Below are 26945 nucleotides of genomic sequence, written 5' to 3' on the forward strand. Positions count from 1 at the left end.
TGGGCACCGATCCGGAAAACCTCGATGTCGATATATCTCATTTGAGCAATGAATTTCGGCCGCGAGCCGCGTCGGCAGCGGCCGTTGACGCGCCGCCGCCCAGCTGGGCGTACCAGAGGCAGAAGACCATGACCGTCCAGACCTTGCGGGCGCGGTCGGCGCCCTCGCGGTGCTCGCGCAGGAGCCGCCGCGCGTACTCCAGGTCGATCAGGTGGCCGCAGGCGGCGCCCGCGAGCAGCTCGTCGGTCCACTCGAACATGGGTCCTGCCAGCCACTGCCGGTACGGGGTCGGGAAGCCCATCTTGGGGCGCTCGACGATCGCGGGCGGGACGAGCTTCTCGACCGCGCGGCGCAGCGCCACCTTCGTCTGGGTCCCGGCGAGGCGGTGCTCGACGGGGATGCGCGAGGCCGTCTCCCACACGCCCCGGTCGAGGAACGGCACGCGCAGCTCCAGGCTGTGGGCCATGGACATCCGGTCGGCCTTGACGAGGATGTCGCCGCGCATCCAGGTGTGCAGGTCGAGGTACTGCATCCGGGTGGCGGGGTCGAGGTGCGCCGACTCCCTCCAGACGCGGGCGGTGACCTCGCGGTGGTCCGGCACGGGGCCCCGCAGCAGCGCCTCCTTGGCCTCGTCGGTGAAGATCTTGGCGTTGCCGACGAACCGCTCCTCGAGCTCGGCGGTGCCGCGCTCGAGGAAGCTCTTGCCCTTCACGCCGTCGGGCAGCGCCCGGGAGGCGCGGCGCAGCAGGTGCCTGGCCGGTTCGGGCAGCGCGGTGACCGAGCGCAGCGAGCGCGGCTCGCGGTAGATCGCGTAGCCGCCGAACAGCTCGTCGGCGCCTTCGCCGCCGAGGGCGACCGTGACGTGCTCGGCGGCCTTCTTCGCCACGAAGTACAGCGGCACCAGCGCGGGATCGGCGACCGGGTCGTCCAGGTGCCATACGATCCTCGGCAGTTCGGCCATCACCTCGTCGACCGAGACCGGCGCGGCGATGTTCGCCACGCCGAGTTCGGCCGCCGTGGCCGCGGCGACGCCGAGCTCGTCGCCCGCGCCCTCGAACTGCGCGGTGAAGGTGAGGATGCCGGGGTTGGTCTCGCGCGCGAGGGCGACCAGCGCGGTCGAGTCGATGCCGCTGGAGAGCAGCGCGCCGACCGGCACGTCGGACCGCATGTGGAGCCGCACCGACTCGCGCAGCGCCTCGGTGATCTCGCCGTAGAGGCGTTCGGCGTCGTCGGTCCTCCTGGGGCGGAACATCGGCTGGAAGTAGCGCTGCGGCCTGGGATCGGCCCCGGGCCCGAACAGCGCGTAGTGCCCGGCCTCGAGCCGGTGGATGCCCCGGTGGAGCGTCGCGGGCTCGGGCGGGTACTGGAAGGTGACGTAGTGGCCCAGCGCGTCGGTGTCGATCGGGTCGGCCTCGCCCGCACCGGGCAGGGCCTTCTTCTCGCTGGCCAGCCACAGCGCCGAACCGTGGCGGGTCCAGTACAGCGGCTTGACGCCGAAGGGGTCGCGGGCGGCGAAGAGGAGGTCGGCGTCGCGGTCGTGGACGACGAAGGCGAACATGCCTCGCAGGCGGTGGACGACGTCGGGCCCCCAGTGGCGGTAGCCCGCCAGGACGACCTCGGTGTCGCCGCGGGTGTCGAAGGCCGCGCCGCACTCGCGGACGAGCTCGTCGCGCAGTTCCAGGTAGTTGTAGATCTCGCCGTTGAAGACGATGGCGAGGCGGCCGTCCTCGATGCGCATCGGCTGGTGCGAGCCGGCGACGTCGATGATCGACAGGCGCTTGAAGCCCATGCGGACCCCGGGTCCGGCCGGGTCGACGGCCGTCTCGTCGGGGCCGCGGTGGTCGAGCAGCTCGAGCAGGTCGGCGAGCTCGGGTTCGCCGGGGCGGGGGCCGGCTCCGATTCGGACGACGAATCCGCACATGGGCGCTCCTATGAAAACCGTGTATGAGTGGGAGTTCTCATGCTGGTCCGCGCCGTGCCCGGTGACGCCCCTCGGCGGTCGTGAATCGGCCTGTCGGCGGCATCCGGCAACGCCGCCGCCCGATGTGGGCCGCTCCCCTCCTGTCGGCGGCGGCCGCCGTCCGATCGGCTGGAATCGAACCGCCGGGTGGCGGCGGTGATCGCCGGGCAACGGATGGGCGAACCGGGACGTATTGAGTACGCTTCGAAAATCCCCCGGTAGAACAGGAGCGGCCCGCCCGTGATCCGCGTGCTCATCGTCGACGACGAAGCCCTCATACGCTCGGGCTTCACCCACATCCTCAACACCGCCGACGACATCGAGGTGGTCGCGGCCGTCACCGGCGGCGAGGCGATCGACAAGATCATCGCGCTGCGCCCGGACGTGGTGCTGCTCGACATCCGCATGCCCGACGTCGACGGGCTCACCATCCTCAAGCGGCTGCGCGATCTGTCCCGGCCGCCGATCACGTCGGTGCTGACCACGTTCGACACCGACGAGTACGTCGACGCCGCGCTCCGGCTGGGCGCCGCCGGGTTCCTGCTCAAGGACACCGACCCCGAACACCTCATCTACCAGGTGCGCTCGCTCATGACCGAAGGGTCGGCGCTGTCGGCGAAGGTCGCGCGGACGATCATCGCCGGGTACCTGTCCAGCGCGCCGGACGCCGAGGCCGATCCGCTCGTCGAGCGGCTCACCGAGCGCGAGCGCCGCATCCTCGTCCTCCTCGCCGAGGGGAAGTCGAACGGGGAGATCTCGGCCGAGGTCTTCCTCGGCATCGGCACCGTCAAGGACCACGTGAGCTCGATCCTGACGAAGCTGGAGGTCGCCAACCGCGTCCAGGCCGCGCTCATCGCCGAGCGGGCGGGGCTGCTCAGGGCGGAGCCGGAGCGATGAGGCTCCCGGCGCTGCCGCAGTGGACGTATGACGCGGCGGTGCTGGTGTTCGCCACCGCCCACCTGCTTCAGGTCCTGCGGATCGACAACCAGCCGGCGGCGACGTTCGCGATCCTCGGCGTCGCCGCCCTGGCCTTCCGCCACCGGTTTCCGCTCACGGTGTTCGCGGTGACGATCCCGGCCGCCGCGATGGTGAACGAGAAACTGGCCACGCTGTTCGCGCTGTACGCGGTGGCCTACCGGTACCGCAGTCCGCTGCTCCCGGGCGCGGCGGTGCTGCTCACCACCTGCTGCTTCGTGAACGCGGACCAGGAGCTGCAGGCCAACCTCATGAACGGCTACGGCGATCCGATCCTGCTCGGCCTCGACTCCTTCCAGGTCGAGGCGCTGCGCCAGGTCCTGTACTACCTGCTCATGGCGTCGGTCTCGATGATGCTGGGCTATCTCCAGCGGACCCGCCACGAGCTGTCCCGGCGGCTTGAGGAGATCACCGAGGCCCGCGAGCACGAGCAGCGGCTGCTCACCCAGCAGGTGCTGGCCGCCGAGCGCGCCCAGCTGGCGCGCGAGATGCACGACGTCGTCTCGCACCAGGTCAGCCTGATCGCCGTGCAGGCCGGGGCGCTGCGGATGCAGACGAAGGACCGCGAGGCGAAGGAGGCGGCCTCGACGATCCGCCGGCTCAGCGTCACCACGCTCGAAGAGCTGCGCCACATGGTGCGGGTGCTGCGGGCCTCGGGCGTCAAGGCCACCGAGCTCGCGCCGCAGCCGACGATCGCGCAGCTCGAAACACTCGTGGGCGACAGCGGCATCGACGCGTCCCTGGAGATCGGGGAGCTGCCCGAGCTCGAACCGCCGTTGCAGCGGGCGGTCTACCGGACCGTGCAGGAGGCGCTGACCAACGTGCGCAAGCACGCCCCGGGCGCGACGGCGTCGGTGCGCGTCGACACCGACGGCGACCGCGTCGAAGTCGAGGTGTCCAACACCGCCGCGCGGCGGCCGGTGGTCGACCTGCCGAGCTCGCAGTACGGGCTCATGGGGCTGCGGCAGCGGGCCGAGCTGCTGGGCGGCCGGCTCGACTACAGCCCGAGCGACGACGGCGGCTGGTGGCTCCGGCTGCGGGTGCCGCTCGCGGTCACCAGCGGCGCCCGGTGAGGCGCTCGTAGGCCTCGACGTAGCGGCCGCGGGTGGCCTCGACGACGTCGGCGGGGATCTCGGGGGCGTCTCCGGCGTCGGGCTTCCAGCCGGTGGAGCGGGCCCAGTCGCGGACGTACTGCTTGTCGAACGAGGGCTGCGAGCGGCCCGGCTCCCATCCGGCGGCGTCCCAGAAGCGGGAGGAGTCGGAGGTGAGGACCTCGTCGGCCAGGCGCAGCGTGCCTTCGGCGTCGGTGCCGAACTCGAACTTCGTGTCGGCGATGATGATGCCGCGCTCGGCGGCGACCAGAGCGGCCGTCTTGTAGACGGACAGCGTCAGGTCGCGGATCCGGTCGGCCTGTTCGGCGCCGAGCGCGGCGGCCGTCTGCTCGAACGTGATCGGCTCGTCGTGGTCGCCCACGGCCGCCTTGGTGCTGGGGGTGAAGATCGGCTCGGGCAGCCGCGAGCCGTCGACGAGGCCGCCGGGGAGCGCGATGCCGCAGACGGTGCCGGACTTCTGGTATTCGGTCAGGCCGGAGCCGGTGAGGTAGCCGCGGGCGATGGCCTCGACGGGCACCATGTCGAGGCGCATGACGCGGACGGCGCGCCCGGCGAACTCGCCCGGCACGTCGTCGACGGAGACGACGTGGTTGGGGACGAGGTCGCCGAGGGCCTCGAACCACCACAGGCTGAGCGCGGTCAGCAATGCGCCCTTGTCGGGGATCTCGGTGGGCAGGACGACGTCGTAGACGCTGACGCGGTTGGAGGCGACGAGGACGAGGTCGTCCCCGTCGGCGTAGACGTCGCGGACCTTGCCTCGGTGAATGAGTTCCACTGCTGCTCCCCTGTCGCTGGACTTCCAGCCTATTAGAGCAGCGGGCGGCGCCCGCGGCGGCGGTGTCGCGGCCCGGCTGTGCCCAGCGACACCTGCCGTCCGAGCGGGCCGCGGCGTAGGCTGGGGCCGTGACTTCCGAACAGCCCAAGGGACGCCGGATGCTGCGCCTCGAAGCGCGCAACGCCGAGACCCCGATCGAGAAGAAACCCTCCTGGATCAAGGTCAAGGCCAAGACCGGCCCGGAATACACCGAACTGCGCAGCCTCGTCAAAAGCGAAGGGCTGCACACCGTCTGCCAGGAAGCGGGCTGCCCCAACATCTACGAGTGCTGGGAGGACCGCGAGGCGACCTTCCTCATCGGCGGCTCGCAGTGCACCAGGCGCTGCGACTTCTGCCAGATCGACACCGGCAGGCCCTCCCCGCTCGACCGGCTCGAGCCGATGAAGGTCGCCGACTCGGTCAAGACGATGGGCCTGAAGTACGCCACCGTCACCGGCGTCGCGCGCGACGACCTCGACGACGGCGGGGCGTGGCTGTACGCCGAGACCGTCCGCCAGATCCACAAGGCGATCCCCGGCTGCGGCGTCGAGCTCCTCATCCCCGACTTCAACGCCGAGCCCGAGCAGCTCGCCGAGGTGTTCTCCTCGCGCCCGGAGGTGCTGGCGCACAACGTCGAGACCGTGCCGCGGATCTTCAAGCGGATCCGCCCGGCGTTCACGTACGAGCGCTCGCTCCGGGTCATCACCGCCGCCCGCGAGGACGGCCTGGTCACCAAGTCGAACCTCATCCTCGGCATGGGCGAGACCCGCGAGGAGATCTCGCAGGCGCTGCGCGACCTGCACGCGGCCGGGTGCGAGCTGATCACGATCACCCAGTACCTGCGCCCGACCAAGCGCCACCACCCGGTGGACCGGTGGGTCAAGCCCGAGGAGTTCGTGGAGCTGTCGGCCGAGGCCGAGGAGATCGGCTTCGCGGGCGTCATGAGCGGACCGCTCGTGCGCTCCTCGTACCGGGCGGGCCGCCTGTACCGGCAGGCGATCGAAGCGCGCGCCGAGGCTCCGGCCTCGGCGGGGCTCGCGAGCCGTTGATTCAGCTCAGGGGCGAAGCTCGCGAGCCGTAAGTCGGCCTCACGAAGCTGACGAGCCGTGAGCCGGTCCCGCCGGAACGCGCGAGCGGTGAAGCAGCCCCTCGGCAGGCCGGTCCATGGCTCACGGGCCGTGAATCAGCACCCTCGGCGAAGCCCGCGAGCCGTAGACCAGTCCAGCGGGGCCCGGGAGCCGTGAATCGGCCCCTCCCGTGGTCCCGCGCATCGCACCGTAGACTTGAGAGCATGGCAAAGCAGCAGGAAAAAGAGACATTCGGGTCGAGGCTGAAGACCATCGGCCTGGCGATTAAATTCACGGCGAAACGGGACAAATGGTTCCTGCCGTTGGAGGCCGTCGCCGTTCTGCTGCCGTTCATCGCCGTGACGGCGCTGATCGTCTTCCTCGATTTCCACATGCTGTGGTACGTCAGTGCGGTGTTCGTCGCACTGCTCGCCGGCATGATCGTGCTGAACATGCGGACCAGCAAGGTGGTGAACGCGGAGGCGATCGGCAAGCCGGGCGCCGCCTACGCGCTCATCGACGGGATGCGCGGCTGGCATGTGACGCCCGGGGTCGCGGCCGTCTCGGAGACCCAGATGGTGCACCGCGCGGTCGGCAAGCCGGGCGTGGTGCTGCTGGCCGAGGGCGGCGGCAAGGCGCGCAAGCTCCTGGGGCAGGAGAAGAAGCGGATCTCGCGGGTGGTCGGCTCGACGCCGATCTACACGTTCATGGTCGGCGAGACCGGCGGCGACGACTTCTCGGTGACCGAGGTGCGCAAGCGGCTCCAGAAGCTCCCCCGCAACATCGACTCCAAGGGCGCGAACCACGTCGCCAAGCGCCTCGACGCGCTGGGCATGGGCATGGCGATCCCGAAGGGCCCGATCCCGACCAGCGCGAACGCCGGCAAGGGCGCGCGGCGGGCGATGCTCCGCGGGCGCTAGTCGGAACAGCAGCAGACGGGCCGCACCTCGGTGCGGCCCGTCTTGTCGTCTGTAGTTCGCACAACCGTGTTCGCAGTCAGAAGGTCCCTGCTCAGAAGAGGTCGCCGCCGTTGCGGCGTCGGCGCCAGCGCTCTTCCATGCGGGAGGTGAATCCGCCGGGTTTGGGGGCCTTGTTGGAGCCGCCGCGCCCGGTGGTGCGGGTGGCCTTGCCGTCGACCGCTTTCAGCTTCCCATTGGCACCGCGGCGCTGGGCCCAGAGCCCGAAGATCAGGCCGCCGAACATGAGCACCGCACCGATCGGGACGACCCACATGGGGGCCGCGGCGATGACGGAGACGATGACGACGGCGATGCCGATGACGGAGACGATGCCTGCGAGGATGAGCCTGCGGCGGGTCACGTGCGCGGGATCGTGCGCACGCACAGCAGAGGCGAACTGCGGATCTTCGGACAAGGACTGCTCGATCTCTTCGAACAGCCGTTGTTCGTGGTCGGAGAGCGGCACGACACTCCTCCTGCACTAGTCTCGGCCAGCCCGTCGGCGGAGCGGCGGGCCTGGGTGCTTGTGCTTCAAGTCTACGAGGCTTTCGCTCAAGTCGGAAGGCAGTTCGTCCTTGAATCTGTCCGTTGCCGCCTTCGTGAGCGGGGATACCCGCACGACCGAGGAGCTAACCGCCTTCGCAGGCGTGTAAGACGACCGGGGCGGGTGTCTACTCGCGAGCGGGGCGGCGCAGCCGGCCGCCCGAGCCGACGGCGCCCTTGCCGTATTTGGCGGTGGCGACGTCGATCGCGGTCTCGATGTCGCGCCAGCCGTGCTCGGGCTCGTCGAGGGCGACCTGGCGGCCGACGGCGGCGGCCTCGACCAGGTGATCGAGGCGGACGCCGATGAGGCGGACGGGCGCGGTGGCGGCGGCGTCGGCGAGTTCGCGGGCGGCGGCGTGGATCTCGTGGCCGACGTCGGTGGGCGCGGCGAGCATCCTCGAGCGGGTGATGGTGCGGAAGTCGCCGAAGCGGATCTTCACCGTCACGCCGCGCCCGGCCCAGCCCGCGGCGCGGGCGCGGGAGGCGACCTTGCGCGAGAGTTCGAGCAGCGTGGGGCCCCAGGCGGCGGCGTCGGGGGCGTCGCGGTCGAAGGTGGTCTCGCCGCTGATGGACTTCTCGACGCGTTCGGGGCGGACCGCTCGGGGGTCGATGTTGCGGGCGAGGGCGTACAGGTGCTCGGCCGAGGAGGTGCCGACGGAGGCGGCGAGGCGGTCGACCGGGAGGCGGGCGAGGTCGCCGACGGTGCGCATGCCGAGGCGTTCGAGCTTCTGGGCGGTCTTCTCGCCGATGCCCCAGACGGCGCGGATGGGCAGGGGGTGGAGGAACTGGAGCTCGGTCTCGCGCGGGACGACGCCGAGGCCGTCGGGCTTGGACGCCTCGGAGGCGAGCTTGGCGAGGAACTTGGTGGAGGCGATGCCGACGGTGCAGGTGATGCCGTGCTCGGCGGTGACGCGGCCGCGGATGTCGCGGGCGATCCGGGCGGGCGTGCCGATGAGGCGGCGGGCGCCGGCGACGTCGAGGAAGGCCTCGTCGACCGAGATCGGCTGGACATGCGGGGTGTACTCGCGGAAGATCGCCATGACCGCGCGGGAGACCTCGCCGTAGGAGGTGGTGGGCTTCATGAAGACGCCGTGGGGGCAGCGGCGGCGGGCGACGGCGGTGGGCAGGGCGGAGTGGACGCCGTACTCGCGGGCCTCGTAGGAGGCCGCGGCGACGACGCCGCGGGGGCCGAGCCCGGCGATGATCACGGGCTTGCCGCGCAGGGAGGGGTCGCGGGCGATCTCGACGGACGCGAAGAAGGCGTCCATGTCGACATGCATGACACTGAGGTTGTCATCGGGCAGATCAGGACCGATGAACGGGCTCGACGCACTGTCCACCTGTGCAGCGTAGTCGGCGGCTCCGACATTCGGCGGCGCTTAGGGCCTGGTTGGGAACTCCGAACGGGCGCTATCCGGCCCATTTGCCCGCTCGCTGCGTTGTCGGCCCTCCAGATCCAACACCGGGATCTGGAGGGCCTTCCGCCTTGCGAGCGAACAAATGAGCTCGGATACCGCCTCGCCCCGAGTTCCCAACCAGGCCCTAACCGGTGCGGTAGGTCCACAGCGGGACGGCCATCTCGGCGGCGGTGAGCCCGCCGTGGTGGCCGATGAGGCGCGGCACGTGCGGCGGCTCGCCTTCGACGCCGACGACCGCGAAGGTGTCGCGGCAGGCCACGACGAGGTCGCCGATGCGCTCGCGGGCCGCGGCGGTGACGACCGGGCCGAACCAGCCGCGGTCGACCGCCTCGTCGCGGCCGATGACCTCGGCGCGGTCCCGGACGGCCGCGCTCCACGCGGCCGCCACTTCGGCATCGGCGCCGCCTTGGGTGTAGAGGTAGCGCATGCGCCCGTCCCCGGCGATCGCCTCGACGCCTTCGAGGAGGTCGGGGCGCCGGTCGACGCGGAGGCGCTCGGTCACGTTGACCATGCCGTGGTCGGCGGTGACGAACAGGGCCGCGTCCCTCGGCAGGTCGGTGAGAATCCCGTCGACGGCCTCGGACACTCTGGCGACGGCCTCGAGCCATTTGAGCGAGCCGATGCCGTGGAAGTGCCCGGCGGTGTCGATGTCGGGCAGGTAGGCGTAGACGAGGCTGCGGGGGCCGCGGCGGAGCGCGGCGACGGTCCCCTCGGCGACCTCGTCGGGCGCCGCGGCGGGCAGCCAGTCGGCGCCGCGGTAGATGGCCCTGGTCAGGCCGGTGTCGCGGAAGGCGCCGTCGGAGACGACGGTGCAGGCGACGCCGTCGGCCTCGGCGCGTTCGAAGCAGGTCGGCTCGGGCTGCCACGTCTCGGGGTCGGGGCTGCCGTCCCAGCGGATGTGGGTGACGAGGTCGCCGCTCTCGGGCGCGCGGACGGTGAAGCCGATGATGCCGTGGAGCCCCGGCGGCATCCCGCAGGCGAGCGAGGCGAGGCTGATCGGCGTCGAGGACGGCACGGTGGCGGTGATCGGCGTCAGGGTGCCGATGTCACCGTTGCGGATGGCCTCGATGGTGGCGCTGGCCTGCCCGGCTTGATGAAGCAGGTGGTAGCCGAAGCCGTCGAGCAGCAGCACCGCGACGCGCCGGATTCCCGCGAGCTCGCCGTCCCGCAGCAGCACGCCGTTCGCGCCGTCTGGAACCCCGAGGGCCGCAAGCGCGGTGGGCATGACGTCGGCGAGAGTGCCGGTGCCGTAGGCGGGCCGAAGCGGCTCAAGGTGCGGGCTCGAACGCATGGCCCTGAGGCTATCCGGTCAAGTGAGCACCCCGCCACGCAGCCGGGACCGGCTCGGGCCGGAGGGGCGGCGGCCACGACTGATTCATGTATCATGAATAAAGTATTTGATTGCTTTATATAAAGGAGGCGTCATGAGTGTTACGACCTTGGATCTCGACGACTCGGTGCTCCAGAAGGTGCTCACGCTCTCCGGCGTGCGCACCAAGAAGGACGCCGTCAACCTCGCGCTGCACGAATACGCCGAGCGCCACGAGCGGATCGCCGCCCTGGAGTACTACTCGGAGATGGGGAAAGACTGGGATTACGAGTCGTGGAAGGCCCTCCACGACCGGGAGAAGGCCGGTCTGGAGTGATCCGGTACCTCATCGACTCCTCGGCGTTGTGGCGGATCCTTCGCGATCCGGCCGTGCGCCGCGCCTGGGAAACGGTGATCGTCGCCGAGGCGGTCGGCTCCTGCCATCCCCAGCGAACCGAGTTCCGGCGCTCCGCACGCGACCGCGACGAGTTCGACCAGATGACCGAGATGTTCGAGCGCCTGTATCCCGATGTGCCGGTGCACAAGTCGGCCCACCGGTGGATCGATGCCGCCCAGTACCGTCTCGCCGGCAAGGGCAAGCACAAGGGCCTCTCGGTCGTCGATCTCACCGTAGCGGCCACGGCCGCCTACCACGGCGTCACCGTCCTGCACGACGACAGCGATTATGCGGCCGTCGCCGATGTGGTCGGGGATCTGCGTCAGCGCAACGTTCACGACCTGCCCGATCAGGGTTCGGGGATCTCCAGGCCGCTTCGGTAGGCGATCGCCACGAGGCCGGCGCGGTCTCTCGCGTCGAGTTTCGACAGGAGCCTGCCCACGTGGGTGCGGACCGTGGCCGGGCTGATGAACAGGTGGCGGCCGATCTCGTCGTTGGTCAGGCCGGTGGCCACCCAGCGCAGGATCTCCAGTTCGCGCTCGGTCAGCTCGCCGAGCCTCGGGTGGGGCCTGGACGGGCCGCTGCGGCCCTCGGCGTAGGCGTCGATGACCTTGCGGGTCACGTCCGGCGACAGCAGCGAGTCGCCCTCGGCGGCCAGGCGGACGGCCCGCAGGATCTCCTCGGGCGCGGTGTCCTTCATGACGAACCCGGCCGCGCCGTTCGAGAGGGCGTCGAAGATGTAGGAGTCGATCTCGAAGGTCGTCATCATCACCACGCGGGTCGCGTCCAGGCTGGAGTCGCGGCTGATGCGCCTGAGGACCTCCAGGCCGTCGAGGCCGGGCATGCGGATGTCGAGCAGCGCCACGTCCGGCTGGATCTCGCGGATGAGCTCCCACGCGTGCTCGCCGTCGGTGGCCTCGGCGGCGAGCCGCATGTCGGACTCGTCGGCGATGAGCGTGCGCAGGGCCATCCTGATGAGGGACTGGTCATCGGCGACGACGAGTTCGATCATGCGCTGCCTCCTCCATTGCGGGCGTAAGGAAGTTCGGCGTGGACGGCGAAGCCGACGCCGCTCGCCGGGCCCGCGTGGAACGAGCCGCCGTGGGCCTGGACCCGTTCCATCATCCCGGTGATGCCCTGGCCGACGCGGTCGGGGTCGACCTCGCCGCCGCGGCCGTTGTCGTCGATGTCGATGGCGAGCCGGTCGGCGCCGCAGTCGATCCTGGCCGTCGCCGCGGTGGCCTCGGCGTGGCGGATGACGTTGGTGAGCGCCTCCTGGACGACCCGGTAGGCCGTCGCGGCGATGCGCGGCGGGACGGCCTCGGCGTCGCCGGTGATCGCGCAGTCGACCTTGAGGCCGCCCTTGCGGATGTCGGCCACGAGCGTCGGGACGTCGACCAGGGAGAAGGCCGGGCGCAGCTCGGGCTGCTCGCCCTGGCGCAGCGGCACGAGGGTCGCGCGCAGGTCGTCGAGGGCGCGCGTGGAGGTGTCGCGGATGGCCCTCAGGTTCTCGACGACGCCGGGCGCGGCGTCGGGCCGCTTCTCCAGGACGTGGAGCGCCACGCCCGCGTTCATGCTGACCACGGCCAGGCTGTGGCCGACCACGTCGTGGATCTCCCTGGCCATCGCCACGCGCTCGTCGGCGCGGTGCCGGTCGCGCCTGGCCGCGGCGGCCTGGGCGCGGGCGTGGCGGGCCTCGCGGGCGATCACGCCGCCGACGGTGGGGACCGCGAGGTAGATGAGGGTGATCGAGATGTTCACGACGAGGCTGTTCGGGTCGTCGAGCACGAGTTCGTAGAAGACCGGGAACGCCACCAGGAGCACGCCGAGCAGGATCAGGCTCGTCTTCAGGGGCCTGGCCATGACGTAGGAGAACACCGCCACCGCGGGCAGCACGTAGATCGGGCCCTCGGGGTAGCCCAGGGCCACGAAGTACCACAGCGCGAGCATGGAGCCGAACAGCGCCGCCTCGGGCCAGACGCGGCGCACCGTCAGCGTCGCCGCGCACAGCCAGATCAGCCCCAGGGCGCCGCCGCCGGGGTGGTGCCCGCCACCCGCGCCGAACGTCGCCGCGGAGACGAGGACGGCGAGGACGACGGCGATGCCGACGTCGCCCAGGATCGCCAGGCGTGTCGGCCGTGTCTCATTGCGCTGCGTGGTCACGGCTCCAGACTACGGCCGCGGGGCGGCGGTGCCCTCGGCCCGGAGCCGTATGCGGGCGTACGCGCCTCAGCGTATGGGCTTGCGCGCGAGCAGGTGGATCTGCGCGGCCATGTCCCTGAACGGGATGCGTGAGGCCGTGGCGAGCTCGAACTCGCGCAGCTCCTCCCCCGAGCCGGCCTCGGCTCCGGCGATGGACGCGGAGATGAGGTCGCCGACGACGCCGACGCCGTGGACCTGCTCGGTGACCAGGCCCGACGCGCCGATCAGGGCGGTCAGGGTCGCGGTCTCGAAGCGCCGCTTCATGGTGTCCTTGCCGTCGAGGATGCCGTCGACGTCGACCAGCAGGTCGAGGGCGGTCGAGAAGTTCCCGGTGAGGGCCTTGCCGAAGACGGCGGCGATCCGGTTGGCCACCAGGACGCTCACCGCCCCGCCCTGCGCGCACGCGTCCGCAAGGGCGTCGAGGGCGGCCTCGGGCTCGTCGATCATCTCCAGCACCGAGTGGCACAGCACGAGGTCGGCCGTGCCGGGCTCGACGACGTCGGGCAGTTCGTCGGCGTCGGCCTGGACGGCGGTGAGCCGGTCGGTCACGCCCGCGTCGGCGGCGCGCTGCCGCAGCGAGGCGAGCGCGTTCGCGGACGGCTCGACGACGGTGACCTCGTGCCCGAGCTCGGCGAGCGGGACGGCGAAGCCGCCGGAGCCGCCGCCGACGTCGACGATCCGCATGCGCGCGCCGGTCCCGCAGGCGAAGCGCTCGATCTCGGCCGACAGCACCGACCACACCACGGCCACCCGGTGGTGGTGCGTGGTCTCGGTGATCTCCTTGGGAATGTCGACCATGGCCCTCACATTATCCTCTGCTAGTCGCGAAGATAAGGCGGATTGCGCCGCATCGCGCGCAGATATGCCGGGTTGTTGACCAGGTACCGGCGCCACAGCCGCCTCGGCTCCTTGGCGAGCCGGTAACACCATTCGAGACCATTGCGCTGCATCCACGGCGGGGCCTGCGGGACGAGCCCGGCGTGGAAGTCGAAGGCGGCGCCGACGCCGAACAGGGCCGGGGCGGTGAGCCGCTCGCGGTGCGCGGCCATCCAGCGCTCCTGCTTCGGCGTGGACAGGCCGACCCACACCAGCTGCGCGCCCGAGTCGTTGATGCGGGCGACGACCTCGGCGTCCTCGGTCTCGGTCAAGGCCCGGAACGGCGGCGAGTAGGACCCGGCGATCTTGACGCCGGGGATCCGCTCGGCCAGCTTCCTGGCGAGGAGCTCGGGGACACCGTCCTTGCCGCCGTACAGGAAGGACGACCAGCCGCGCTCGGCGGCGCGACCGAGCACGTTGAGCATGAGGTCGGGCCCGTAGACGCGGTCCATCCACTCGGCCCCGGCCTTGCGCCCGGCCCACACCATCGGCATGCCGTCGGGCGTGGTGAGCCCGGAGGCGTTGTGGATGGCCTTGAGCTCGGGGTCGCGCTGGGACTCCATGACGCCGTGGACGCCGGTGACGCACACGTAGTGGCGTTCGGCGGCGTCGATCCAGCGGGTGATCTCGGCCAGCGCCATGGCCTGGTTGATCGTGGAGACGCCGACGCCGAGGACGTCGACGCGGCGGAGCTTGGGGTCGGCCATTACGGGTTGCCCGTCCTACAAGTTGTACTTGGCCTTGACCTGGTCGTAGACCCACGCGTAGGTCTTGGCCATGCCTTCGCGGAGGGTGACCGAGGGCTCCCAGCCGAAGTGCTTCTGGATGAGCGTGTTGTCGGAGTTGCGGCCCCGCACGCCCAGGGCCCCGTCGACGTGCTTGAGCTTGATGTCGATGCCCGCGATGTCGGCGACGAGGTAATAGAGGTCGTTGATGGTGGTCAGCTCGGAGGAGCCGAGGTTGAGCGGCTCGGTGACGTCGCCGCGGGTGAGCATCTTGGTGCCGTGGACGCAGTCGTCGATGTAGGTGAACGAGCGGGTCTGCTCGCCGTCGCCCCAGATCTCGACCTCGGTCTCGCCGGTGAGGGCGGCGACGGCGATCTTGCGGCAGGTGGCGGCGGGGGCCTTCTCGCGGCCGCCGTCCCAGGTGCCTTCGGGGCCGTAGATGTTGTGGTAGCGGGCGACGCGGGTCTGGAGGCCGAAGTCCTCGCGGAAGTGGCGGGTCATGCGCTCGGAGAAGAGCTTCTCCCAGCCGTAGCCGTCCTCGGCGTCGGCGGGGTAGGCGTCCTCCTCCTTCAGGGCGGTGACGTCGGCGTCGGTCTGCTTGTACCCGGCGTAGACGCACGCCGAGGAGGAGTAGAAGAAGCGCCCGACCTCGGCGTCCTTGGCGGCCATGAGCATGTGGGTGGAGGGCAGGACCGAGAGCATGCACAGGGCCTTGTTGTTCTCGATGAAGCCCATGCCGCCCATGTTGCAGGCGAGGTTGTAGACCTCTCCGGCGCCGTCGCCGACGGCCTCGCGGCACGCGCCGAGGTCGGCGAGGTCCCGCTGGAGGTTCTCGACCTCGGGGTGGACCTGGTACCACTCGTCGAGCGGCTTGACGTCGACGGCGCGCACGGTCTTGCCCTCGGCGAGGAGGTCGGCCACCAGATGTCCGCCGATGAACCCACCGGCTCCCGCCACTACCGCGTCCACGCCTGCAGCCATCGTCACTCCTCATGCATTCGTACGGGAATCAGGGAGCCTTCAGCCTACCCGGGCGACTTCGGGGCCCACCAGTCGGGAAATGGGGTCTCAGTCACCTTTGAGCAGATGTGCCGGTCCGACCCTGAACAGGCCGGGGTCGGGGTCGGCGGCGATGCCGGGATCGACGCGCGGGGCGATGCAGTACAGGCGCGCCGGAGGGTCGCCGAGCAGGCGCCTGACGTGCCTGAGCCGCTGGAGCTGCTGGTAGCGCATGATGAAGGCCCAGCGGATGGTGCCGAGGGCGAGGAGGCCCCCGGAGGCGTCCCAGGCGGCGACCTCGACGGTCCGCAGCTGCCGGTGGCGCGGGTCGGGGACGACGACGCGGGTGACCTCGGCGGCGGCCGGGTCGCCGAGGGCCCATTCGCGGGCGAGGCGGGCGTATTCGGCGCGGCAGACGTACCGGTCGAAGCGGGCGTGGTTCATGCGCCACAGCTTGTCGGTGATGCGGCCGCGCCGCCACCGCTCCAGGTGCGGGGCCATCATCGCGTAGTAGAACCGGGCGAGCCGGTCGTCCACGCTCCAGAAGGGGTCTTCCGGTGCGAGCGGGTTCGCATCGGCGCGCACGAGCCCGGCGTCGGCGAGGCGGGCCAGGACGGCCTCGGCGTCGACGGCGGCCAGGCCGGACCTGGAGCGGAGGTCGTCGAGGACGCGGGGGCGGACGGTGAGGTTGGCGAGGACCTTGTCGACCCGCTCGTCGGGCCGCTCCCCCAGCCTGGTCTCGACGGCGTGCTCGCAGAGCCCGAACAGGGGGTTGTCGGCATTGAGGAACGTCGACTTGACCCAGGCGGGGACGTCGGCCCTGGCGCGCGGCAGCTCGCCGGCGTGCGCGAGGAGGGCCGGGTCGGAGCCGAGGAGGGCGTGGACGCTGATGGCGGCCTCGGCGTCGTCGATGCCGAGGGCGCCCGTTGAGGCGCGCAGTTCGCTCATGATCCCAGCTTTCTGTGCATGATGTGCATGCCGACCAGGCCGTGCACGGGGTGGCGGAACCCTTCGGGGACGATCGCGAGCGTCGTGAACCCGAGGGAGTGCCAGAGCCCCACGGCCTGCGTGTTGGTCTCGACGACGGCGTTGAACTGCATCGCGAGGAAGCCGTCTGCGGCGGCGCGGGCGATCGCGGCCTCGCCGAGGGCGCGGCCGACGCCGCGGCGGCGGAATGCCGGGTCGACCATGAACCCGGCGTTGGCGACGTGCGAGCCCTGGCCGGGGTGGTTGGGGTGGATCTCGACGGTCCCGGCCACTTGGTCGTCGATCTCGGCGACGAGGGTGGCGCCGGGCGGCTCCTTGTCCATCCAGAACGACCTGGTCCACGCCTCGGGCGTGTCGCGGGGCCACGGGTAGGTCGCCCCGGCTGCGATGATGGGCTGCGCGAAGGCCCAGATGGCGGGCCAGTCGTCCGCTTCGGCGTCACGAATCCGCATGCCTGCCAGCATATTCGTTCGATTCCCGCCTGAATCGGCGCGGTAGGCGGATTGCCGCGCGGCGGCGAGTGGTTCGGGCGGTGGTGGGCGGCGGGAGGGCCTCCCCGTCACCGCGGCGGCTGCCAGTCGGACAGCGACGAGATCCGGTTCGACAGCCACGAGTCGGGGATGGCCCGCAGGATGCCGCGGGCGACGCCGGGCCCGCCGGAGGCGACCGTGTGGACGCGCCTGGCCACCCGCGCGACGCGGCGGATGCGCGCCGCCCTGGCCCGCTCGTAGGCGTGGAGCGCCTCGGGGATCGACTCGGGGCTGCGCCGCAGCGCCCACCCGAGCGTGACCGCGTCCTCCAAGGCGAGGCTCGCCCCTTGGGCGAGGATCGGGGCGACGCCGTGGGCCGCGTCGCCCATGAGCACGACCCCGTGGTTGCCCTCGGCGTAGTGGAGCCTGGACGGCAGCGGCCACACGTACCTGATGGGCTGCTGCGTCAGCTCGGAGGGCCTGGTGGCGGCGATGAACTTGCCCACGGGCGCCGGCCAGTCGGCGAACCAGCGGTTGATGAGCTCGTGCTGGATCTGCGGGGACTCGGGCCGCATCCCGCCGGGGACGGTGGCCCACCAGCAGGCCCCGGCCTGGCCGAGGTCGCCGTAGCCGAAGCGGCGCCGGTCGGGGCCGTAGATCTCGACGGCGTCGGAGTCGCGCTCGGGCGCGCGGTGGGCCGGGATCGTGGCGCGGAAGGCCACCACGCCGGCGTCGACGGTCGGCGCGCCTTTCGCGATGACCTCCCGCGTGGGCGAGTCGATGCCGTCGGCGGCGACGACCAGGTCGGCGTCCCAGCGGCGCGTGGCGTCGCCCGCGGCGAGGTCGACCAGGTCGATCCGGGAGACCTGCGTGGCCGGGTAGACCTCGACGTCCCGGCCGAGGTGGCTGACGAGCGCCTCGTAGAGCACCGCGTTGTGGACCATGACCGACGGGGAGCCGTCGTCGGCGCCGAGGACGGCGGCGGAGAAGGACCCGGCGAGGCGCTCCTCGGAGCGGATCTCGAAGCGGTCGACGGGCGTGCCTCCGGCGTCGAGGGTCGCGTCGAGGCCGAGGGCGCGCAGGGCCCTGACGCCCGAGGCCCACAGGATCATGCCGAGGTTGTCGCCCCGCAGCCGCTCGCGGCGCTCCAGCAGCGCCACCCGCCACCCGAGCTTCGACAGGACGATGGCGCTGGCCAGCCCGGCGACGCCGGCGCCGACGACTACGGCTCTACGGTTATGCACATTGCACCTGCCCGGGGGAAGCGGTGGAGGTCAGCGGTCGTCGCGGGTGGAGCCCGCCTCGGTGGATTCCTCTGAGGTCGCTTCGGCGCCGCTGCCGTCATCGGCACTGTCGTCATCGGCACTGCCGTCGTCAGCGCTGCCGTCGTCTTCGGCCGCGCTGTCTTCGGCGCCGTCGGTCTTGCCGGTGCCGTCGGCCGCCGGAATGGGCGACTCGGTGCCCTTGGGGAGTCCCCCGCGCACGTACCCGGCCTCCTCGGCCTCCTCGGAGTCCCAGTCGACGGTGACGGGCCGGTCGCCCTCGAGCACGAAGACCTGCCTCCTGCCGCGGACCCGCAGCAGGTAGACGACCGCGCCGACGATGACGATGACGCTCATCCACTGGTTCAGGCGCAGCCCGGCGAAGGCCTCGGCGGGGTCGATGCGCAGCCCCTCGATCCAGAACCGCCCGATGCCGTAGAGGACGACGTAGAGGGCGAAGGCCCTCCCGGCGCCGAACTTCCACTTGCGGTCGGCGGCCCACACGACGAGCGCGACGCCGAGGTTCCACAGCAGCTCGTACAGGAAGGTGGGGTGGAACGTCGCGTACTCGCGGTAGCCGTTGACGCGGTTCTCCAGGTCGATCTCGACGGCCCAGAACGCGTCCATCGGCTTGCCGTAGAGCTCTTGGTTGAACCAGTTGCCGAGCCGCCCGATCGCCTGCGCGACCGGCAGGCCGGGCGCGAGGGAGTCGGCGATCATCGCGAACGGCAGCTTCATCTGGCGGCTGGCGAGCCACACGCCGACGCCGCCGAGCACGATCGCGCCGGGGATGCCCAGGCCGCCCTCCCAGACGGCGACGATCTTCCACGGGTCGCCGTCGGCGCCGAAGTACGCCTCGGGGCTGGTGAACACGTGGTAGAGGCGGCCGCCGATGATGCCGAACGGCACCGCCCACACGGCGATGTCGAGCACGGCCCACTTCGGGGCGCCGCGCGAGCGCATCCGCGCCTCGGTGATCCAGCAGGCGGCGACGATGCCCGCGATGAGGGCCAGCGCGTAGGCGCGGATGGGGATCGGGCCGAGGTGCCAGACGGATTCGCTCGGACTGGGTATGAATGCGAGGTCCACGACGGTTAAACCTATCGGTTGGCCGAGTGCGGCTTGCGGCAGGCCGGTGCTCAGCGCCGCACGCCGGCGGCCAGGTCGGCGGTGAGGTCGGCGAGGCGCTGGTGGCCCGACGGGATGTCGTCGGTCTCCAGGTAGCAGCCGACGATGGCCGAGCCGACGATGACGGCGTCGCCGTAGGAGGCGACCTCGGCGGCCTGGTCGCCGTCGCGCACGCCCAGGCCGACGCCGATCGGCAGATCGGTGTGGGCGCGGGTGCGCTCGACGAGCGCCGGGGCGGCCGTGGAGGTGGCGGCGCGGGCGCCGGTGACGCCCATGACCGACTGCGCGTACACGAAGCCGCGGCAGGCCCGGACGGTGGCGGCGATGCGCTCCTCGGTGGACGAGGGCGCGACCAGGAAGATCCGGTCGAGGTCGTGCGCGTCGGAGGCGGTCAGCCACTCCTCGGCCTCGTCGGGGATGAGGTCGGGCGTGATGAGCCCGGCGCCCCCGGCGGCGGCGAAGTCCCGGGCGAAGACGTCGACGCCGTAGCGCTCCACGAGGTTCCAGTAGGTCATGATGAGGATCGGGACGCGCCCGGCGACGGCCTCGACGACCTCGAAGGCCTGCCTGGTGCGGAACCCGGCGGCCAGGGCCCGGTCGGCGGCGCGCTGGATGGCGGGGCCGTCCATGACCGGGTCGGAGTAGGGCAGGCCGACCTCGATGATGTCGGCGCCGTGGTCGATCATGATGTCGATGGCCTTGATGGAGTCGGCCAGGGTGGGGAAGCCCGCCGGAAGGTAGCCGACGAGCGCGGCGCGGCCCTCGGCCTTGGTCTTGGCGAATGCCTCAGCCGTTCTCACTGCTGGTCCCCCTTGTTGTCGGCATCGCCGAATCCGAAGTAGTCCACGACGGTGCCCATGTCCTTGTCGCCGCGCCCCGAGAGGTTGACCAGGACGATCGATCCGGGATCGAGGCTCGGCGCGATGCGGAGCGCCCCGGCGACGGCGTGGGCCGATTCGATGGCGCAGATGATGCCCTCGGTGCGGGCGAGCTTCTCGAGCGCGTCCATGGCCTCGGCGTCGGTGACCGCCTCGTACACGGCGCGGCCGGTGGCGGCGAGGTGGGCGTGCTCGGGGCCGACCGCCGGGTAGTCGAGCCCGGCCGAGATCGAGTGCGACTCCTTGGTCTGGCCGTCCTCGTCCTGGAGGACGTAGGTGCGGGCGCCGTGGAGGACGCCGATGCCGCCGGAGTTGATGGCGGCGGCGGTGCGGCCGGTGTCGAGGCCCTCGCCTCCGGCCTCGAAGCCGTAGAGCTTGACGTCGTCGTCGAGGAAGGCGGTGAAGGCGCCCATCGCGTTCGAGCCGCCGCCGACGCAGGCGGCGACGGCGGCCGGGAGGCGCCCGGCCCGCTCGAGCAGCTGGGCGCGGGCCTCGTCGCCGATGCCGCGGCAGTAGTCGCGCACGAGCCGGGGGAACGGGTGCGGGCCGCCGACCGAGCCGATGAGGTAGTGCGTGTTGTCGACGGTGGCGACCCATTCGCGCAGCGCCTCGTTCATGGCGTCCTTGAGGGTGCGCGAGCCGGTCGTGACGGGCACGACCTCGGCGCCGAGCAACTGCATCCGGGCGACGTTGAGCGCCTGGCGGCGGGTGTCCTCCTCGCCCATGTAGACGGTGCAGTCGAAGCCGAAGTAGGCCGCGGCGGTGGCGGCGGCGACGCCGTGCTGGCCCGCGCCGGTCTCGGCGATGACCCTGGTCTTGCCCATCCGCTTGGTCAGCAGGGCCTGGCCGAGGACGTTGCGGATCTTGTGCGCGCCGGTGTGGTTGAGGTCCTCGCGCTTGAGCCAGATCTCGACGCCGGCCTCCTCGGAGAGCCGGTCGGCGCGGTACAGCGGCGAAGGGAGGTTCCCGTACTCGCGCAGCAGGCGGTCGAACTCGGCCTGGAACCCGGGGTCCTCCAGCGCCTTGGCGTGGGCGATGTCGAGCTCTTCAAGCGCGGCGATGAGCGCCTCGGGGACGAACCGTCCGCCGAACTCGCCCCAGTGACCGAACACATCCGGTTGCGGCACGGTTCTCTCCTCCTAGATCGGTCGCGGCGTGGCCGGGTGGGACCCGGCGGTCACCAGTTCGGCGACGGCCTCGCGCGGGCTCTTCTGCTTGACCACGCCCTCGCCGACGAGCACGGCGTCGGCGCCGGCCGAGGCGTAGCGGATCAGGTCGCGGGTGCCCCGGACGCCGGACTCGGCGACCTTGACGACGTCGCGAGGCAGGCCGGGGGCGATCCGTTCGAACACCGAACGGTCCACTTGGAGCGTAGACAGGTCGCGGGCGTTGACGCCAATGACTTTCGCCCCGGCCTGGAGCGCCCGGTCGGCCTCGGCCTCGGTGTGGACCTCGACCAGCGCGGTCATGCCGAGCCCCTCGACGCGCTCGTGGAGCGAGACGAGGGTGTCCTGGTCGAGGGCGGCGACGATGAGCAGCACGAGGTCGGCGCCGTGGGCGCGCGCCTCGTGCACCTGGTAGGGGGAGACGACGAAGTCCTTGCGCAGCACGGGGACCTGGACCTTGTCGCGCACGGCGTCGAGGTCGTCGAGGCTGCCTTTGAAGTAGTTCGGCTCGGTGAGCACGCTGATGACCGAGGCGCCGCCCGCGGCGTATTCGGCGGCGAGCACCGCCGGGTCGGGGATGTCGGCGAGCGCGCCCTTGGAGGGCGAGGCGCGCTTGACCTCGGCGATGACGCTCACGCCGCCGCCGTTGAGGGCCGCGTAGCCGTCGATCGGTCCCTCCGCTCGCTCCGCCGCCTCGCGGATCGCCTCGAGTGGGACTTCGCGCTGCCGCCGATCGAGATCGGCGCGGACTTCGGTGATGATCTGTTCCAGCACGTTCACCTAAGATCGTCCCTTCTCCTGCGCCGATGCGGTGATATTAGGCGACGAGGGGTCCTGGCCGGAGTCGAGGGCGTTCCACAGCTTGACCGGATCCTCTGCTATGGCATCGCCATCGACGGACTTCGAATCGTAGCGGGCGGCGGGCTGCTGCTCGTAGCGCGCCTCCGATGCGGCGGGCCAGCGCCCGGCGTAGGCCGTCGCGGCGGCCCCGGCGGCGGCGATGACGAGCCCGGCCGCCGCGAGCCCGATCGGGGCGATGCCCTTGTCGAGGTGCAGGGCGCCGCCGAGGGCGACGGCGAGCCCGGCGAGCGCGGCGAGGGCGCCGACGACGCGGCGCGCGCGCCGCCCGACGGCGAGCATCGCGAGGAACGCCGCCCCCGCGGCCAGCGCGCACGGCAGCGCCCAGGCGACCAGGTCGCCGCCGGTCTCGGAGGCGGTGGAGGTCATGCCCATGGCGTTCTCGACGGTCTTGGAGGCCCATTCGCGAGTTACGGCGAGCGCCGCGGCGCCGGTGGCGGCGAGCCCGACCAGGACGGTCCTGGCCCGCATCGATGCTGGCGTCATGCGATCTGCCTTCCAGTGAAGCAGGTCCGGGTGCCGGTGTGGCAGGCCGGACCGGTCTGCTCCACTTGGAGCAGGACGGTGTCGCCGTCGCAGTCGATCGACACCGACTTGACGGCCTGGTGGTGGCCGGACGTCTCGCCTTTCACCCAGTACTCGCCGCGGCTGCGCGACCAGTAGGTGGCCTTGCGGGTGGCGACGGTGCGCCGCAGGGCCTCGGCGTCCATCCACGCGAGCATGAGGACTTCGCCGGTGTCGTGCTGCTGGGCGATGGCGGGCACGAGCCCGTCGGCGTTGAACTTGAGGTCCGCTATGGCGTCCTCGCTGGTCTGTCGGCCTTCCACGTCTACCGATTCTGACCTGTTCGGTGACGGGCCCGCCACCCGGGGCCGGATGTGGGCGGATCATGGGATTCTTGCGGGCATGAATCGTCCGTATGTGATCGTTTCGGCCGCGATGAGCATCGACGGCTTCCTCGACGACGACTCCGACAAGCGCCTGACGCTCTCGAACGCGGCCGACCTCGACCGGGTCGACGAGGTGCGCGCCGGGGTGGACGCGATCGCGGTGGGGGCCGGGACCGTCCGGGCCGACGACCCGCGGCTGCTGGTGCGCTCTGAGGGGCGGCGGGCCGCGCGGGCGGCGTCGGGGAGGCCGGCCTCGCCGCTGCGGGTGGTGTTCTCCCCTTCGGGGCGGCTCGATCCCTCCGCGCGGCTGTTCAACAGCGGGGAGCCGGTTCCGATCGTCTACACCTGCGAGGCGGGCGCGCGCCGCGGTGCCGATCTGGCCGCCGAGGTGGTGGCGGTCGGCGAGGACGCCGTCGACCTGCCGCGGGCGCTGGCCGACCTGGCAGGGCGCGGCGTGGGGCGGCTGCTGGTGGAGGGCGGCGGGCTCGTCCACACGGCGTTCCTGTCCTCGGACCTGGTCGACGAGGCACATCTGGCGGTGGCGCCGTTCCTGCTGGGCGAGCGGGGCGGGGCGCGGTTCGTCCGCCCGGCGCTGTTCCCGCAGTCGCCGCGGCGCCCGCTGCGTCTGGTGGAGGCGCGTCCGATCGGGCAAATCGTATTGATGGTGTACCGGCGCGAGTTTCCGTCATCATATGCCTGAAATATCCCTTAGGGTGATCGCATCGGCGTAGGCCTTCGCACAGGGATTGGAGTCGACGATGACCGAACCCGCACCACCCCCGGGTGACACCTCCGATGAGGCCGCCGAAGGCCAGCCCATGCCGGGCGCCTCCGAGACCGAGGCCGAATCCGGGGAGGCGACGCGCCCGGTCGACAAGATCGTCTTCGGCATCAGCGCCGTGGTCGTCCTGGCCGTCATCGCCGTCGGCGCCATATTCCCCGACGGGTTCGAGGAGGCCTCGACCACGGCCCTGGACTGGGTGATCAACCACTTCGGATGGCTGTTCGTCATCGCCGCCAACGTCTTCCTCGTGCTGGCGATCTACCTCGCCGCCAGCCGCTTCGGCAGCATCCGGCTCGGCCGCTCGGACGAGGAGCCCGAGTTCAAGACGCTGCCGTGGATCGCGATGATGTTCGCCGCCGGCATGGGCATCGGGCTCATGTTCTACGGAGTGACCGAGCCGCTGACGCACTACCTCAACGCGCCGCCGCCGCTGGAGCTCGACCCCGCCTCGCCGTTCTACAACGACGACCTGATGCGGGGCTCGATGGTCTACAGCTACTTCCACTGGGGACTGCACCCGTGGGCGATCTACGCGGTGTCCGGTCTGGCGCTGGCGTACTCGACGTTCCGCAAGGGCCGCGGCAACAGCTTCAGCGAGGCCTTCGCCCCCCTGATCGGCGGCAGGCGCTGGGGTCCGGCCGCGGGCCGCACCATCGACGTGTTCGCGATCTTCGCCACCGTGTTCGGGACGGCCGCGAGCCTCGGCCTCGGCGCGCTCCAGGTGGCCGTGGGGCTCGACCTCGTCGCGGGCGTGCCCGGCTCGACGCAGCTCGAGCTGTTCGTGATCGCGGTGCTGACCGCGGCGTTCGTCCTCTCGGCGTTCTCGGGGGTCAACCGGGGCGTCAAGTGGCTCTCGACGGCGAACGCGCTGATGATCCTGCCGCTGCTGGTGTTCGTGTTCATCGCGGGGCCGACCCTGTTCATCCTGGACTCCTGGCCCTCGTCGATCGGGTCCTACCTGTCGAGCCTGGTCAAGCTCTCCAGCGTCACCGGCGCGTTCGGCGGCGAGGACTGGATGGCGGCGTGGACGATCTTCTACTGGGCGTGGTGGCTGTCGTGGGCCCCGTTCGTGGGCACCTTCATCGCCCGCATCTCGCGGGGCCGCTCGATCCGCCAGTTCATCGTCGGGGTGCTGCTGGTGCCCTCGGCGGCCTCGACGGTGTGGTTCTCGATCCTGGGCGGCACGGCGATCTGGCGGCAGTCGAACGGCGTCTCGGACTACAGCGCGTCGGTGGCCAAGGGCGAGGAGTACGCGCTGTTCGCGCTCTTGGACTCGCTGCCGTTCTACAGCCTCATGGGCGGGCTGTCGATGCTGCTGGTGGCGATCTACTTCGTCACCGGCGCGGACGCCGCGTCGATCGTGACCGCTTCGCTGTCGAGCCGGGGTTCGCTGGCGCCGAAGAAGCGGCTGGTCGTGTTCTGGGGCGCCGTGACCGGCGCGGTGGCGGCCGTGCTGCTGCTCAGCGGCGGCCTGGAGGGCCTGAAGAACGCGACGATCATCGTCGGGCTGCCGTTCGTGCTGGTCATGCTGGTGCTGTGCGTGTCGCTGGTGAAGGAGCTCTACGGCGACCCGAGCGCGAACCCGCTGCGCCAGCACCTGCGGCACAAGGGCTTTCGCGAGGCGATCCAGCGCATGGTCGGCGAGGAGGTCAGCGCGCGGTCGGACGAGACGGGCAACCGCTGGTACCGGGGCCGCCTGCGGTTCGGCCTCGGGCCGAAGCGGCGTTCGAACCAGGAGGAATAGGCCACGGCTCGCGTGCCTGGACAAGGACGGCACTGCTAGGTTGTGGGTTGACCCCCACCACGGAAGGAATCCTCATGAAGGCGATCGTGGTCGAGCAGACCGGCGGCCCGAACGTGATGCGGCTGCTCGAAGGCGACGACCCGGGCCCGCGCCCCGGGCAGGTCGCCGTCCGGGTGGCGGCCGCCGGTGTGAACTTCATCGACACCTACCACCGCTCGGGCGCCTACCAGCTGCCGCTGCCGTTCACGCCCGGCATGGAGGGCGGCGGGGCCGTGGTGGCCGTGGGCGAGGGCGTCACCGAGTTCAAACCGGGCGACGAGGTCGCCTGGGCGCAGGTGCCGGGCTCCTATGCGGACATCGTCGTGGGCAGGGAGGCGGACTTCGTGCCGGTGCCTTCCCGCGTGTCGACGGCGACCGCCGCGGCGGCCATGCTCCAGGGCCTGACGGCGCAGTACCTGTGCAACACGGTCTACCCGGTGCGCGAGGGCGACACGGTGATCGTCCACGCCGCGGCGGGCGGCGTGGGGCTGCTGCTGACGCAGATCGTGAAGTACAAGGGCGGCAAGGTCATCGGGACGGTCTCCACGGACGCGAAGGCCGAGCTGGCGCGCTCGAACGGCTGCGACCACGTCCTGTTCTACGAGGACTTCGGCGCCAAGGCCCGCGAGCTCACCGGCGGCGAGGGCGTGGCGGCGGTCTTCGACGGCGTCGGCAAGGACACCTTCGAGGAGGGCCTGTCGGCGCTGCGGCGGCGCGGGACGATGGCGCTGTTCGGCCAGTCGAGCGGCGCGGTGGCGAAGTTCGACCCGCAGGTGCTCAACGCGAAGGGCTCGCTGATCCTCACCAGGCCGAAGCTCGACGACTTCATCGCCACCAGGGAGGAGTACCTGGAGCGGGCCGCCGACGTCTTCGGGATGATCGAGGACGACAACCTGCTCATCCGCGTCGGCGAGAGCTTCCGCCTCGACGAGGCCGCCGAGGCCCACCGGGCGCTGGAGAGCCGCAAGTCCACCGGCAAGCTGCTGCTGATCCCCTGAGCTCCCCGGTTCGCTGACGGGCTAGATGATTGATTCCTAATGGTCGTAGGCCGTGAGGGAGCGGAGGACCGGTTGTCCGGTCCTCCAGTTGTTCCAGATGGCGGCGGTCAGGGCGAGGATGCGGGCGGCAACGCGAGCGAAGACGCCTTCGGTGGTGCGCCCGCCGTGGTCTTCGAGGGTGAGCTGGTCTTTCAATGTGTCGATGATCGCCTCGATGCGTTGTCGGACACCGCCGAGGCTGCCGTGTTTGAACGGTTCGTTCTTCTTGTCGGGGCGGGCGAAGACGATCTTCAGCTCGTTCATCGCTTGGTGCCATTCGCGGCCGTCGAAGCCCTTGTCACCGATGAGGAACACCATCTCCGGGAGGGTCTTGCCGTCGCGGGCC

29 protein-coding genes are annotated in these 26945 nt (G+C 71.2%); 9 read left to right on the top strand and 20 right to left on the bottom strand.

What is annotated here, in order from left to right; translation table 11 throughout:
* Window positions 1–37: 37 nt before the first annotated feature.
* Entirely contained in the window at window positions 38–1921 is a 1884-nt protein-coding gene (gene asnB / locus H613_RS27520; protein WP_051393527.1) for an asparagine synthase (glutamine-hydrolyzing), read from the bottom strand.
* Between the two features lie 279 nt (window positions 1922–2200).
* Here asnB and H613_RS0118185 point away from each other — a divergent pair, with 279 nt between their 5' ends.
* Together H613_RS0118185 and H613_RS0118190 are read left to right on the top strand one after the other, a co-directional pair.
* Window positions 2201–2857 carry a response regulator gene (locus H613_RS0118185; protein ID WP_026924919.1) on the top strand — a complete coding sequence of 219 codons (657 nt, stop codon included), beginning with the start codon at window positions 2201–2203 and terminating at the stop codon, window positions 2855–2857.
* Complete coding sequence (locus tag H613_RS0118190; protein ID WP_026924920.1) at window positions 2854–4008, top strand: sensor histidine kinase; 1155 nt, start codon at window positions 2854–2856, stop codon at window positions 4006–4008. The genes H613_RS0118185 and H613_RS0118190 overlap by 4 nt, the downstream gene beginning before the upstream one ends.
* Here the strand turns inward: H613_RS0118190 and H613_RS0118195 are convergent.
* Window positions 3989–4822, bottom strand: coding sequence for a phosphoribosylaminoimidazolesuccinocarboxamide synthase (locus tag H613_RS0118195; RefSeq protein ID WP_026924921.1), 834 nt, complete (start codon window positions 4820–4822; stop codon window positions 3989–3991). The two genes, H613_RS0118190 and H613_RS0118195, sit on opposite strands and share 20 nt — an antisense overlap.
* A gap of 158 nt (window positions 4823–4980) precedes the next feature.
* On the opposite strand from H613_RS0118195, the gene lipA reads away from it, so the two are divergent.
* Both lipA and H613_RS0118205 read left to right on the top strand, forming a co-directional pair.
* Window positions 4981–5910, top strand: coding sequence for a lipoyl synthase (gene lipA, locus H613_RS0118200; RefSeq protein WP_035738517.1), 930 nt, complete (start codon window positions 4981–4983; stop codon window positions 5908–5910).
* Window positions 5911–6152: 242 nt separating this feature from the next.
* Window positions 6153–6848 (top strand): DUF4191 domain-containing protein, encoded by a 696-nt coding sequence (locus tag H613_RS0118205; protein WP_026924923.1) that lies wholly within the window; start codon window positions 6153–6155, stop codon window positions 6846–6848.
* A gap of 91 nt (window positions 6849–6939) precedes the next feature.
* Here H613_RS0118205 and H613_RS0118210 read toward each other — a convergent pair whose 3' ends face one another.
* From H613_RS0118210 to H613_RS0118220, 3 genes are all read right to left on the bottom strand, one after another.
* Window positions 6940–7353, bottom strand: coding sequence for an SCO2097 family morphological protein (locus tag H613_RS0118210; RefSeq protein ID WP_026924924.1), 414 nt, complete (start codon window positions 7351–7353; stop codon window positions 6940–6942).
* 205 nt (window positions 7354–7558) lie between these two features.
* Entirely contained in the window at window positions 7559–8710 is a 1152-nt protein-coding gene (dinB, locus tag H613_RS27525) for a DNA polymerase IV (protein ID WP_084546754.1), read from the bottom strand.
* A gap of 262 nt (window positions 8711–8972) precedes the next feature.
* Window positions 8973–10139 (bottom strand): alkaline phosphatase family protein, encoded by a 1167-nt coding sequence (locus H613_RS0118220; protein WP_051393529.1) that lies wholly within the window; start codon window positions 10137–10139, stop codon window positions 8973–8975.
* 133 nt (window positions 10140–10272) lie between these two features.
* Here H613_RS0118220 and H613_RS0118225 point away from each other — a divergent pair, with 133 nt between their 5' ends.
* Together H613_RS0118225 and H613_RS27530 are read left to right on the top strand one after the other, a co-directional pair.
* Window positions 10273–10494 (top strand): type II toxin-antitoxin system VapB family antitoxin, encoded by a 222-nt coding sequence (locus H613_RS0118225; protein WP_026924926.1) that lies wholly within the window; start codon window positions 10273–10275, stop codon window positions 10492–10494.
* Complete coding sequence (locus tag H613_RS27530) at window positions 10491–10937, top strand: PIN domain-containing protein (protein ID WP_051393530.1); 447 nt, start codon at window positions 10491–10493, stop codon at window positions 10935–10937. Before H613_RS0118225 ends, H613_RS27530 begins: the two co-directional genes overlap by 4 nt.
* Here H613_RS27530 and H613_RS0118235 read toward each other — a convergent pair.
* From H613_RS0118235 to hisI, 14 genes are all read right to left on the bottom strand, one after another.
* Window positions 10904–11566, bottom strand: a complete 663-nt coding sequence (locus H613_RS0118235; RefSeq protein WP_026924927.1) for a response regulator — start codon at window positions 11564–11566, stop codon at window positions 10904–10906. The genes H613_RS27530 and H613_RS0118235 overlap by 34 nt on opposite strands.
* Complete coding sequence (locus tag H613_RS27535) at window positions 11563–12717, bottom strand: sensor histidine kinase (protein WP_051393531.1); 1155 nt, start codon at window positions 12715–12717, stop codon at window positions 11563–11565. The genes H613_RS0118235 and H613_RS27535 overlap by 4 nt, the downstream gene beginning before the upstream one ends.
* A gap of 66 nt (window positions 12718–12783) precedes the next feature.
* Window positions 12784–13554, bottom strand: coding sequence for a methyltransferase domain-containing protein (locus H613_RS0118245; protein ID WP_035738519.1), 771 nt, complete (start codon window positions 13552–13554; stop codon window positions 12784–12786).
* 20 nt (window positions 13555–13574) lie between these two features.
* Entirely contained in the window at window positions 13575–14339 is a 765-nt protein-coding gene (locus tag H613_RS27540; RefSeq protein WP_035738520.1) for a WecB/TagA/CpsF family glycosyltransferase, read from the bottom strand.
* 15 nt (window positions 14340–14354) lie between these two features.
* Window positions 14355–15338, bottom strand: coding sequence for an NAD-dependent epimerase/dehydratase family protein (locus H613_RS0118255; RefSeq protein ID WP_026924929.1), 984 nt, complete (start codon window positions 15336–15338; stop codon window positions 14355–14357).
* 87 nt (window positions 15339–15425) lie between these two features.
* The gene (locus H613_RS0118260) at window positions 15426–16304 is read right to left on the bottom strand and encodes a hypothetical protein (protein ID WP_026924930.1); all 879 of its coding nucleotides are present in this window, start codon (window positions 16302–16304) and stop codon (window positions 15426–15428) included.
* The gene (locus H613_RS0118265; RefSeq protein WP_026924931.1) at window positions 16301–16795 is read right to left on the bottom strand and encodes a GNAT family N-acetyltransferase; all 495 of its coding nucleotides are present in this window, start codon (window positions 16793–16795) and stop codon (window positions 16301–16303) included. The genes H613_RS0118260 and H613_RS0118265 overlap by 4 nt, the downstream gene beginning before the upstream one ends.
* 107 nt (window positions 16796–16902) lie before the next feature.
* Entirely contained in the window at window positions 16903–18057 is a 1155-nt protein-coding gene (locus H613_RS27545) for an FAD-dependent oxidoreductase (protein ID WP_084546749.1), read from the bottom strand.
* Window positions 18058–18087: 30 nt separating this feature from the next.
* Window positions 18088–19164 (bottom strand): prolipoprotein diacylglyceryl transferase, encoded by a 1077-nt coding sequence (gene lgt / locus H613_RS27550; protein WP_084546750.1) that lies wholly within the window; start codon window positions 19162–19164, stop codon window positions 18088–18090.
* Between the two features lie 50 nt (window positions 19165–19214).
* Complete coding sequence (gene trpA, locus H613_RS31040) at window positions 19215–20003, bottom strand: tryptophan synthase subunit alpha (RefSeq protein WP_026924932.1); 789 nt, start codon at window positions 20001–20003, stop codon at window positions 19215–19217.
* Entirely contained in the window at window positions 20000–21208 is a 1209-nt protein-coding gene (trpB, locus tag H613_RS31045; RefSeq protein ID WP_026924933.1) for a tryptophan synthase subunit beta, read from the bottom strand. Before trpB ends, trpA begins: the two co-directional genes overlap by 4 nt.
* A 12-nt stretch (window positions 21209–21220) precedes the next feature.
* Window positions 21221–22021, bottom strand: a complete 801-nt coding sequence (gene trpC, locus H613_RS0118290; protein WP_084546756.1) for an indole-3-glycerol phosphate synthase TrpC — start codon at window positions 22019–22021, stop codon at window positions 21221–21223.
* Between the two features lie 6 nt (window positions 22022–22027).
* On the bottom strand, window positions 22028–22591 hold the full coding sequence (locus H613_RS29470; RefSeq protein WP_084546751.1) for a Trp biosynthesis-associated membrane protein: 564 nt from the start codon (window positions 22589–22591) through the stop codon (window positions 22028–22030).
* On the bottom strand, window positions 22588–22932 hold the full coding sequence (gene hisI, locus H613_RS0118300; protein WP_026924935.1) for a phosphoribosyl-AMP cyclohydrolase: 345 nt from the start codon (window positions 22930–22932) through the stop codon (window positions 22588–22590). The genes H613_RS29470 and hisI overlap by 4 nt, the downstream gene beginning before the upstream one ends.
* 79 nt (window positions 22933–23011) lie before the next feature.
* Between hisI and H613_RS0118305 the strand changes: the two genes are divergently transcribed.
* The 3 genes from H613_RS0118305 to H613_RS0118315 all read left to right on the top strand — a co-directional run bounded on the left by H613_RS0118305 (window position 23012) and on the right by H613_RS0118315 (window position 26560).
* Window positions 23012–23695: a dihydrofolate reductase family protein gene (locus H613_RS0118305; protein ID WP_026924936.1), complete on the top strand. Its 684-nt coding sequence runs from the start codon at window positions 23012–23014 to the stop codon at window positions 23693–23695.
* Window positions 23696–23813: 118 nt separating this feature from the next.
* On the top strand, window positions 23814–25523 hold the full coding sequence (locus H613_RS27560) for a BCCT family transporter (RefSeq protein ID WP_084546757.1): 1710 nt from the start codon (window positions 23814–23816) through the stop codon (window positions 25521–25523).
* Between the two features lie 74 nt (window positions 25524–25597).
* Window positions 25598–26560, top strand: a complete 963-nt coding sequence (locus tag H613_RS0118315; protein ID WP_026924937.1) for a quinone oxidoreductase family protein — start codon at window positions 25598–25600, stop codon at window positions 26558–26560.
* 36 nt (window positions 26561–26596) lie between these two features.
* On the opposite strand, the gene H613_RS0118320 is transcribed toward H613_RS0118315, so the two are convergent.
* Window positions 26597–26945: hypothetical protein (locus H613_RS0118320; RefSeq protein WP_026924938.1), on the bottom strand; the 349-nt coding region annotated here is incomplete at its 5' end.

It is taken from the genome of Glycomyces arizonensis DSM 44726, from assembly GCF_000482705.1.
Taxonomy (GTDB): domain Bacteria; phylum Actinomycetota; class Actinomycetes; order Mycobacteriales; family Micromonosporaceae; genus Glycomyces; species Glycomyces arizonensis.

What these genes read in the sequence shown, in the direction of transcription:
- H613_RS0118255 (WP_026924929.1), bottom strand. Translation starts at nt 15,338, where the DNA reads ATGGCTGCAGGCGTGGACGCGGTAGTGGCGGGAGCCGGTGGGTTCATC.
- H613_RS0118235 (WP_026924927.1), bottom strand. Translation starts at nt 11,566, where the DNA reads ATGATCGAACTCGTCGTCGCCGATGACCAGTCCCTCATCAGGATGGCC.
- H613_RS0118225 (WP_026924926.1), top strand. Translation starts at nt 10,273, where the DNA reads ATGAGTGTTACGACCTTGGATCTCGACGACTCGGTGCTCCAGAAGGTG.
- H613_RS0118315 (WP_026924937.1), top strand. Translation starts at nt 25,598, where the DNA reads ATGAAGGCGATCGTGGTCGAGCAGACCGGCGGCCCGAACGTGATGCGG.
- H613_RS0118190 (WP_026924920.1), top strand. Translation starts at nt 2,854, where the DNA reads ATGAGGCTCCCGGCGCTGCCGCAGTGGACGTATGACGCGGCGGTGCTG.
- asnB (WP_051393527.1), bottom strand. Translation starts at nt 1,921, where the DNA reads ATGTGCGGATTCGTCGTCCGAATCGGAGCCGGCCCCCGCCCCGGCGAA.
- H613_RS27560 (WP_084546757.1), top strand. Translation starts at nt 23,814, where the DNA reads ATGCCGGGCGCCTCCGAGACCGAGGCCGAATCCGGGGAGGCGACGCGC.
- dinB (WP_084546754.1), bottom strand. Translation starts at nt 8,710, where the DNA reads ATGCATGTCGACATGGACGCCTTCTTCGCGTCCGTCGAGATCGCCCGC.
- H613_RS0118265 (WP_026924931.1), bottom strand. Translation starts at nt 16,795, where the DNA reads ATGCGGATTCGTGACGCCGAAGCGGACGACTGGCCCGCCATCTGGGCC.
- H613_RS0118305 (WP_026924936.1), top strand. Translation starts at nt 23,012, where the DNA reads ATGAATCGTCCGTATGTGATCGTTTCGGCCGCGATGAGCATCGACGGC.
- H613_RS0118260 (WP_026924930.1), bottom strand. Translation starts at nt 16,304, where the DNA reads ATGAGCGAACTGCGCGCCTCAACGGGCGCCCTCGGCATCGACGACGCC.
- H613_RS27540 (WP_035738520.1), bottom strand. Translation starts at nt 14,339, where the DNA reads ATGGCCGACCCCAAGCTCCGCCGCGTCGACGTCCTCGGCGTCGGCGTC.
- lipA (WP_035738517.1), top strand. Translation starts at nt 4,981, where the DNA reads ATGCTGCGCCTCGAAGCGCGCAACGCCGAGACCCCGATCGAGAAGAAA.
- H613_RS0118220 (WP_051393529.1), bottom strand. Translation starts at nt 10,139, where the DNA reads ATGCGTTCGAGCCCGCACCTTGAGCCGCTTCGGCCCGCCTACGGCACC.
- H613_RS0118205 (WP_026924923.1), top strand. Translation starts at nt 6,153, where the DNA reads ATGGCAAAGCAGCAGGAAAAAGAGACATTCGGGTCGAGGCTGAAGACC.
- H613_RS29470 (WP_084546751.1), bottom strand. Translation starts at nt 22,591, where the DNA reads ATGACGCCAGCATCGATGCGGGCCAGGACCGTCCTGGTCGGGCTCGCC.
- H613_RS0118245 (WP_035738519.1), bottom strand. Translation starts at nt 13,554, where the DNA reads ATGGTCGACATTCCCAAGGAGATCACCGAGACCACGCACCACCACCGG.